2 protein-coding genes are annotated in these 2,302 nt (G+C 45.4%); both read left to right on the top strand.

What is annotated here, in order from left to right; all coding sequences use genetic code 11:
* The first annotated feature begins 116 nt into the window (after positions 1-116).
* A complete protein-coding gene (locus H6F50_RS07610; protein ID WP_242028930.1) occupies positions 117-578 on the top strand; it encodes a response regulator in 462 nt (153 codons plus the stop codon).
* Positions 575-2,098, top strand: coding sequence for a response regulator (locus H6F50_RS07605; RefSeq protein WP_190428062.1), 1,524 nt, complete (start codon positions 575-577; stop codon positions 2,096-2,098). The genes H6F50_RS07610 and H6F50_RS07605 overlap by 4 nt, the downstream gene beginning before the upstream one ends.
* The last annotated feature ends 204 nt before the right edge of the window (positions 2,099-2,302 follow it).

Raw genomic sequence — 2,302 nt, 5'->3', positions numbered from 1 at the left:
CGCCCGTCTGAAGGCGCTCGGATTGAGGACTTTCAACTGTTGGTAGAGCATGAGCAGATTCAGTAACGCTTACCTACTTTTGGCTCATTTTCTTGATTCATGCAAGAGGTCTATTGATGCCCGCCCTCAATGGCTTAGAAGCCACTCGTCGAATCAGAAAGTCACCCGACTTAAAGGTCGTTGTGATTGCGACTTCAGCCAGCGTTTTTGATTGCGATCAACAACAGAGCTTTCAAGCCGGTTGTAACGATTTCCTGCCTAAACCCATCCGAAACCAGGAGCTTTTAGAAAAGTTACGCGGTTATTTGGGGCTGTCATGGGTTTATGAAGAAATTAAAAATGAAGAATTCCGCGAGCCTTCCGCAAAAGCGATGGTGCCTCCGCCTGTAGAGGAAATCGCGGCACTCTTCGATTTCGCAATGATGGGCGACCTTAGAGGGATTGCCAAGCGAGCCGCTCAACTGGAACAGATGAATCAGGACTGGATACCCTTTACCAACCATTTACGTCAATTAGCCAAGGGCTTTGAAGAAAAACAAATCTTGGATTTTATCAAACAATATAGAGAAAATAAATGAGCGAAGAAATTCCCCACAAAGGCATAATCTTAATCGTTGATGATACTCCCATAAACTTAGGGGTTTTGTTCGACTTTTTGGCGGATTCCGGCTTCAAGATTTTGGTAGCCCGGGATGGCGAAAGTGCGATTCAAAAGGGGGAATATGCCCTGCCGGATCTTATCTTATTAGATGTACTGATGCCGGGGATGGATGGGTTTGAAACTTGCCGTCAACTGAAAGCCAATCAAGTAACGAAAGATATCCCTGTAATTTTTATGACGGCGCTTTCCGAGACGGTAGATAAGGTTAGAGGTTTAAGCCTGGGAGCCGTCGATTATATTACTAAACCACTTCAGCATGAAGAAGTTTTAGCTCGCATTACTGTCCAACTGAGTATCCAGAGTTTAACAAAGAAACTGAAAGAACAAAATGTGCTTTTGGAACAAGAAATTCAAGAACGTACAAGGGTAGAAAAAGCACTCTTACAGCTCAAAGAAGAACTAGAAGAACGGGTAGAGGAAAGAACCCTTGAACTTTCCCACTCTAATGCTCTGCTGAAACAAGAGATTCAAGAGCGGATTTCTACAGAAGCAGTATTACAACAATCAGAGGCACGCTATCGAGAACAAGCGCATCAGCTAGAACTCGCCTTTCGCCAACTCCAACAGACTCAAGGTCAACTGATCCAAAGCGAACAACTGGCTAGTTTAGGACAGTTAGTCGCCGGTGTTGCTCATGAAATGAATAACCCGGTCAACTTTATCTACGGCAATATTACTCACGCAGAGCGCTATACCCAAGACCTGCTGTACCTGCTGAATCTTTATACCAAGGAATTAACCAATCCGGGGCCAACTATCTTGGAGGAGGCTCAGGCAATTGACCTGGAGTTTCTGGTTGAAGACCTGCCAAAACTACTGGGTTCGATGAAGATTGGGGCTGAGCGCATCCGCGAGATTGTCCAGTCATTGCGGAATTTCTCTCGCGTGGATGAGGCTCAGATGAAGCCAGTGAACATTCACGATGGGCTAGACAGCACTCTGCTAATTTTGAACAACCGGCTGAAATCCAAGGCTGACTATCCGGGCATTCAGATTGTTAAAGAGTATGGCAAGCTGCCTCCTGTAGAGTGTTATGCAGGTCAAATGAACCAGGCATTCATCAATGTGCTGTCGAGTGTGATTGATGCTTTGGAGGAGTATGACCATAAGCGATCGCCTGAAGAAATACACTTCTCCCGCAGTACCATTCGGATTTGTACCGAAGTAACTGACCGTGGCTTTGTGACGATTCAGATTATAGATAATGGCCCTGGTATAGCGGAGGAAGTCCGCCCTCACCTGTTTGACCCCTTCTTTACGCCGAAAACGAATGGCAAAAGCACGAAGGTTGGGTTGTCCCTTACCTATCAAATCGTCGTAAACCAACATGGTGGACAGATGCAGTGTATTTCAGCGCCCGGACAGGGTACGAAATTCATCATAGCGATTCCGATTCGACAGAATCTTCAGAAAACGCCTTCGTTCGAGTCAATGTAATGTCAACGTCATCAGGGAAAAGCATTTAACTGGCACAGTCATTTTGGTAGTGGGTAATGGAAATTACCCTCACCTAAAACTTCTCTTTCAATAAACTTAATCGGAAATAAGAGGTTGTAGAGAAAAGTGGGATGTTTCTATTCCTTTCACCCTAAGTGTCACCAGCTAGCGATAGCTGAGACGGAAGTTGTGCAATCCACAAGC

Origin of the sequence: Coleofasciculus sp. FACHB-712, assembly GCF_014695635.1 — a bacterium.
Taxonomy (GTDB): Bacteria; Cyanobacteriota; Cyanobacteriia; order Cyanobacteriales; family FACHB-T130; genus FACHB-T130.
Note: the sequence above shows the minus strand (reverse complement) of the source record. Positions and strands in the feature narration are given on the sequence as shown.